Source organism: Mesorhizobium sanjuanii (assembly GCF_002529485.1).
In the GTDB taxonomy this organism is placed as follows: domain Bacteria; phylum Pseudomonadota; class Alphaproteobacteria; order Rhizobiales; family Rhizobiaceae; genus Mesorhizobium; species Mesorhizobium sanjuanii.
On record NZ_NWQG01000290.1, the window covers coordinates 1 to 6,624 of the forward strand.

The 6,624-nt window shown below is 61.6% G+C and carries 6 protein-coding genes and 1 tRNA gene; all 7 read left to right on the forward strand.

The genetic code is table 11. From position 1 onward, the window contains the following. A partial coding sequence (locus CN311_RS31155; protein WP_133117296.1) for an exopolysaccharide biosynthesis polyprenyl glycosylphosphotransferase occupies nt 1–830 on the forward strand: 830 nt, incomplete at its 5' end. After that, nucleotides 826–2,121 carry an O-antigen ligase family protein gene (locus tag CN311_RS31160; protein ID WP_165779917.1) on the forward strand — a complete coding sequence of 432 codons (1,296 nt, stop codon included), beginning with the start codon at nt 826–828 and terminating at the stop codon, nt 2,119–2,121. The genes CN311_RS31155 and CN311_RS31160, both read left to right, overlap by 5 nt. A 53-nt stretch (nt 2,122–2,174) precedes the next feature. Further along, nucleotides 2,175–2,251, forward strand: a tRNA-Pro gene (locus CN311_RS31165). 157 nt (nt 2,252–2,408) lie between these two features. Next, nucleotides 2,409–3,632 (forward strand): YcaO-like family protein, encoded by a 1,224-nt coding sequence (locus tag CN311_RS31170; RefSeq protein WP_208866607.1) that lies wholly within the window; start codon nt 2,409–2,411, stop codon nt 3,630–3,632. A 77-nt stretch (nt 3,633–3,709) separates the two neighbouring features. Further along, entirely contained in the window at nt 3,710–4,963 is a 1,254-nt protein-coding gene (locus tag CN311_RS31175) for a TfuA-like protein (protein ID WP_208866608.1), read from the forward strand. Between the two features lie 163 nt (nt 4,964–5,126). Next, nucleotides 5,127–6,401 carry a gluzincin family metallopeptidase gene (locus tag CN311_RS31180; RefSeq protein WP_208866609.1) on the forward strand — a complete coding sequence of 425 codons (1,275 nt, stop codon included), beginning with the start codon at nt 5,127–5,129 and terminating at the stop codon, nt 6,399–6,401. Nucleotides 6,402–6,424: 23 nt separating this feature from the next. After that, a complete protein-coding gene (locus tag CN311_RS32370; protein WP_133117297.1) occupies nt 6,425–6,607 on the forward strand; it encodes a hypothetical protein in 183 nt (60 codons plus the stop codon). The last annotated feature ends 17 nt before the right edge of the window (nt 6,608–6,624 follow it).

The following is a 6,624-nucleotide window of genomic DNA, read 5'->3' on the forward strand; positions in this document are numbered from 1 at the left end:
TTTCCGAACTGATCGAGTTCGCCCGCATCGCCCGCATCGACATGCTGATCGTGTCGCTGCCGCTCACCGCCGAATCGCGCGTCCTGCAATTGCTTAAGAAGCTCTGGGTGCTGCCGGTCGATATCCGGCTTTCCGCGCATTCGAACGCACTGCAGTTTCGCCCGCGCGCCTATTCCTACATCGGCTCCGTGCCGATGCTCGACATTTTCGACAAGCCGATCAACGACTGGGATTCGGTCGCCAAGCGCGCCTTCGACATCGTCTTCTCGATCATCGGCATCGTCGTGTTTTCGCCGGTGATGCTGGCGACCGCGATCGCCATCAAGCTCGACAGCAAGGGGCCGGTGCTGTTCCGTCAGAAGCGGCATGGCTTCAACAACGAGATCGTCGAAGTCTACAAGTTCCGTTCGATGTACACGGACAGGGCGGACCCGACGGCCAAGCAGACGGTGACCAAGAACGATCCGCGCGTGACCCGCGTCGGCCGCTTCATCCGCAAGACCTCGATCGACGAGTTGCCGCAGTTCTTCAATTCGCTTTTCGGTTCGCTGTCGCTGGTCGGCCCTCGCCCGCACGCCATTGCCGCCCAGTCGCACAACCTTCTCTACAATGAGGTGGTTGACGGCTATTTCGCCCGCCACAAGGTCAAGCCCGGCGTGACCGGCTGGGCGCAGATCAATGGCTGGCGCGGCGAGATGGACACCAATGAGAAGATCCGCATGCGCACGGAATACGACCTCTATTACATCGAGAACTGGTCAATGCTGTTCGACCTCAGGATCCTGTTCCTGACACCGGTGCGGCTGCTCAACACGGAAAACGCCTATTAGCGCCGTCACCCATGAACTGCCGTCGGCCGCGGTCAACACGTTGCCGCCTTCGGCGGTCAACGCCAAGCTGATCGCGCTGATTTCGTCAGGCGCGGTGTTCCTCGGTGTCTTCCTGTCCGGCTTCGTCATTGCCGAGCCGGCGCCCTACGACCTCTATATGGTCGGACTGATGGTGGTGTGGGCCTTGTTCGGCCTGCGCATATCGCGCGCGGCGGCGCCGCTCACGGTGTTGCTGGTGATCATGAACATCGGCGGCATGATCTCGATGACGCAGATGTCGGACCTCGCCAGCACGCCGCTCTATCTCGCCGTATCGCTGTTCCTTGCCTTCACCGCTGTGTTCTTCGCCTCGGTGACCGCGGTCCAGCCCAGCCTCTACCGGCTGATCTTCCTCGCCTATGTCGTTTCCGCGGTGCTGACCGCGTTGCTTGGCATTGCCGGCTATTTCCATGTCTTCCCTGGTGCGGAGATCTTCACCAAATACGACCGTGCAGCCGGCGCCTTCCAGGACCCGAATGTGTTCGGGCCGTTCCTGGTGCTGCCCGGCATTTACCTGCTCTATCTCCTGCTGACCGGACCGGTCTCGCGCATGCCATTGCTGGCGGTGCCGCTGCTGGTCATCACGGCTGGCATCTTTTTCTCGTTTTCGCGCGGCGCCTGGGGCATGTTCGGCGTCTCGGCGATCCTGCTCACCGGTTCCCTGTTCCTGCAAAGCGCCAGCGGCAAGTTCCGGCTGCGCGTCGTCGTCATGACCATCGCAGCCATTGCGCTGCTGGTCTTCGCGATGCTTGTCATCCTGCAACTTCCGGGCGTTTCGGAAATGTTTTCCAGCCGAGCGCAATTGGAACAGAGCTATGACACGGCCCGCCTCGGCCGCTTTGCCCGCTACGCGATCGGTTTCCAGATGGCGCTGGAACACCCGCTCGGCATCGGACCGCTCGTCTTCGGCACGATCTTCGGCGAGGACACGCACGACATCTGGCTGAAGATGCTGATGGACTATGGCTGGCTCGGCTTCGTGTCTTTCCTGACGCTGACCTTGTGGACCATATCAGCCGGCTTCCGCATCCTGTTGCGCGACAGGCCGTGGCAACCCTATCTCCTGTGCGCCTATGTCGCCTTCATCGGCAATATCGGGCTCGGCACCTTCATCGACATCGACCACTGGCGCCATGTCTATCTGCTGCTCGGGCTGATCTGGGGAGCGATTGCGCTGGAATACCGCCATCAGCGGCAGTTGCGGGCGGCGGTGCGACCGGGACCGGTGCCGGCAATTTCATCTCCAGCATAGTCGCCGAATTCGGTTGACCCGCACGGGGTTATCACGATACATCGCGACCGGTCCGGAGTGTAGCGCAGCCCGGTAGCGCACTTGACTGGGGGTCAAGGGGTCGTCGGTTCGAATCCGGCCACTCCGACCATTAAGTCCCTAAAATCCCCAACACGCTTTGAGCGCGCCTTGCGGCAGCTCTTCGCAGTTTCGGACACGGCTACGCCCCTGCCGCGAGCCTGCTCTGTTGCGGGCCGGCGGAAATCGTTAAGGTCACGCGATCTCTCGGGGTCCAGGAGTTGGTGTCGTTGGCGGATGGCGCGTTGCCGGGAACGTCTTATCGCGCGGAAGGCGCTCGCGGCGTGATTGCCCGGGTGCGCCCGCACTGGGCGCGAATGGGGATCACCAGGGTCGCCAATGTGACCGGGCTTGATCGCATAGGCATCCCGGTGGTGATGGTGTGTCGCCCCAACGCCCGTTCCCTGGCTGTGTCGCAAGGCAAGGGCATCGATTTGGATTCAGCCACGGCTTCCGGGCTGATGGAATCGGTGGAACTTTACCACGCAGAACACATCGAGCGCCCTCTGAAGCTCGGCAGTATGGCTGAACTCTCCCGATCGCACCGGTTCGCCGAGATTGGGAGGCTGCCTCGCATTACCGGCAGGCCATTCAGCAGGGATATCGTGACGCTGTGGATTGAAGGCAGGGACATGATCTCCGGTGAGGCGCGTTGGCTGCCGTTCGAGTCGGTGCGGGCGAACTTCACCGTCCCCCCGCCTCCTGGAAGCGGCTTCTTTGACTGCAGCAGCAACGGGCTGGCCTCTGGAAACACATTCGATGAAGCGATCCATCACGGGATTTGCGAGATCGTCGAACGCGACGCGACTTCCCTGTGGAACCAGATGCCGTCCGCTCGCCGCCGGCGCACCGGTGTCGATCTCGGCAGTGTGCCGGACGGCCCGTGCCGCGATGTGTTGAAGAAGCTCGAAAGCGCGGACTTCGAGGTTGCGGCCTGGGAGACGACCTCTGACGTCGGTGTGCCGGCCTTTTTCTGCCTGATCGCTGATCGCCGGGACCGAAACAGCCACTACGGCATAGGCGCGGCAGCGCACCCGGTGCCGGAGACCGCGTTGCTGAAGACGCTCATCGAGGCCGCCCAGGTGCGAACGACCTATGTATCGGCAGCACGAGACGATCTGGCCACCGAGGAGTATTCGGAAGCCTATCGAGAGAACCGCCGCCGGCGCTCCGAGAGATTGCTTGCCGAGCGCTCCGCCACGAGGCGAATTGCCTCTGCCGGAGACAGGGCCGCACGAGGTGCGCCGAATGTGGGGGTTGCGCAGAATGTGGCCTGGCTGATCGAAAAGTTGCAGGCGGCAGGCGTAAACGAGGTCATCACCGTCGATCTGGCCAAGGAGGACATCGGCCTGCCTGTCGTTCGCGTTGTGGTACCTGGCCTCGAAGGCCCGGACGATCATGACCACTATGTGCCGGGCGAGCGAGCTCGCCGAATGTCGGATGAGGGAGAATGAACCCGGTCGTCTTTTGCGGTCCGAGTCTCAGCGCGCAAGACATCGCGCCATACAGCGGATTCGAATTCCGCCCCCCCGTGCGCCAAGGAGACCTTTATGCCGTCACGCGTGGCAGCCCTAAAGCGATCGGCGTCATCGACGGCTATTTCGACGGTCAGCCGGCGGTCCTGCACAAGGAGATACTTTGGGCCTTGACGCGCGGGATCGCCGTATTTGGTGCGTCCAGCATGGGCGCACTGCGCGCCGCGGAGTTGCATTCGTTCGGCATGCGCGGCGTCGGACGCATTTTCGAAGCATATCGCGACGGCGAACTCACCGACGATGACGAGGTCGCGCTTATCCATGGCCCGCCGGAGGCCGGATACATCCGCCTGAGCGAGCCGATGGTCAATATCCGCGCGACGCTCGAGAAGGCGGTCGCACAAGGAATCATCGACATGCCGACAGCTGCGCGCCTGGCAGCTTCGTCCAAGGCGCGCTTCTATCAGCATAGAACCTGGCCTGACGTGCTGGCGGATGTCGGCGATCCGCGAACGGCGGAGAAGCTGGCTGCCTGGCTGCGAACCGGAAGGGTCGACAGGAAGCGCGAGGACGGGCTGGAACTGCTCAAGGAGATGGATGCCTTTGTCCGCGGTGGCGCCACGCCGGCACCTCCCGACTTCCATTTCGAGTGGACGGAGAGCTGGCACAATGCGCCCTGGCGACGTGAAACTGCGTGGATCTGCGGCGAAGTCACTGCTGAAGAGGATGCCATTCTCGATGAGCTCCGGCTGCGCGGCGAGTATCGGCAGGTGCGCCGCGATGCGTTGCTTCGCCTGCTCGTCCGCGGCGACAAGGACGCGGCGGCTGATCGCGACGCGATCAGGAGGGCGATGGGCGAGTTCCGCTCGCGGCGCGGGCTTATGCGGCAAACGGACGTAATCGACTGGGTGCGCGAAAACGGAACGGATCTTGCGGGGCTGGAGCGCAAGATCGGGGATGATGCAGCCGTCGAGACGCTGGCGCGAGACCGCGATTCCGAGCTGCATCAAGGCATGCTCGACCGGTTGCGCGAACTCGATCTCTACACGGGCTATCGCAAGAACGCCCTGGCCAGGCAGCGTCCCTCGCCATCGTCATCCGCGCCGATGCCACGTGCCCTGCTGGCAGCCTGGTATTTCGAGACACAGCTCGGTCGACCCGTTCCTCGAGACATTGCCGACTATGCCATCTCCATCGGATTGCCCGGCGTCGACAAGTTCTATGACCTGCTGGCTCATGAATATACGTTCACGGCCGGCCGCAATGCGTCCGATGACTCTGGCCTGACTGACGAAAACGGGCTAACTTGAAAGCGCATTCGCCGACGATATTGCAGTGAATATGACGTGCATGTCTCTGTCCATGAGGACAAGCGTGGCATTTGAAGGGGTAGGCTCTGTATTCGAGAATGGGACGCGCTTCCGGCTGTTCGCCCAAGCGCCGTTCCTGGAGTCTTTTCGTCATCCGGAAATCGTGATTGTGTCGTCGCCGGCAGGATCGGTCGGGCCTGGCCCGGGTGACGAGCGCATGTATGTCGTTGATCCCATTGGCAAGGCGCTTGCCTACGGCCTGGCGGAAAATTTGCGCGGCGACCCGCTCTATCTGCTGCCGCCATGGCCCGGCGACGTCTTTCCGCCGGCGTTTCCCGATGCCGATGGACATTTCGACCACATCGCGCCGGAAGATCCAGAGTTCGAGGCCGCGCATCTGTTCGGCTCGGTGCGCTTCACGCTGGACGTCTGGGAGAAATATTTCGGCCATCCCATCGCCTGGCATTTCCAGCGCGACCTCGACCGCCTTGAACTGGTGATACAGCGTAATCTGCACGAAAACGCCTTCATGGGTTACGGCTTTCTGGAGGTCGGCATCCACGAGACGGCGGATGGCCAGGTTGAGCCGTTCAGCCTCAACTTCGACGTTGTCGCCCACGAGGTCGGCCACTGCATCATCTATTCCATCATCGGCGTACCCGATCCCGGGACGGTCGGCGCGGAGTATTACGGCTTTCACGAATCCGCAGCCGACCTGACAGCTCTTGTCGCGGCCCTGCATTTCGATTCCGTCATTGACGAGTTGTTGGAGGCCAGCCACGGCAATCTCTATACGCGCAATCTCGTCAACCGCATCGCCGAGCTATCCGGCAACAGCCAGATCAGGCTCGCCGCCAACCCGCTGTCGATGCTGGATTTCGTGCAAGGCTGGCGCGACGAGCACGCTCTCGCCCAGCCGCTGACCGGCGCGATGTTCGACATTTTCGTCGACCTCTTCCACGAGGAGCTCGTCGCGCGCGGGCTGATTGGCCAAGACCAGGAAGACCTGTCGGACAGGTTGGAGGACAGCCCTGACTATTTTCGCGTCATCCAACCGATGTTCGACGAAGCTTATGCCGCGTCGCCGCGGGAGTTTCGCGAGGCACTGGTCGCCTCGCGCGACGAGCTCGGCATGCTTCTCGCCGAAACCTGGCGCCGGCTTTCGCCGGACGATCTGAGCTATGCCGAGGTCGGGAACACGCTGCGCGCCGTTGACAAACTGATGACAGGCGGACGCTGGCGCACAATCATCGACGTCAACCTCAAACGCCGGGCGATCGGCTTTGTAAGTGCGGGCCCCAAGATCGAGCCATTTGGGCCGAAAAGCCACTTCGGTTTGCCGAGGGTATTCGTGCCGGCACGTCAGGACGCGTGTTGTGCAAGGCATCGGCGTATTGCGAGACATAGGGGAGCGCGAAACAGGGTCGGCGCTCTTTGAGAGAGATAGAGGAGGAATGTCTGATGCAATACGTCGTAACAGAAATCATGGACAGCGTTGAGCTGCTGCAGGCGCACGTTGATAAAATATCTGAAAACAAAGGGAAGGTAATAAGCGTAATATGGCGGGACAGTGACCGTGTATACGTCGTGACTCATGGGTTTGAAATTGCAACGGCATCAAAAAAAGGCCAAAAAGGTGATTAATGGTCATAAATATATTG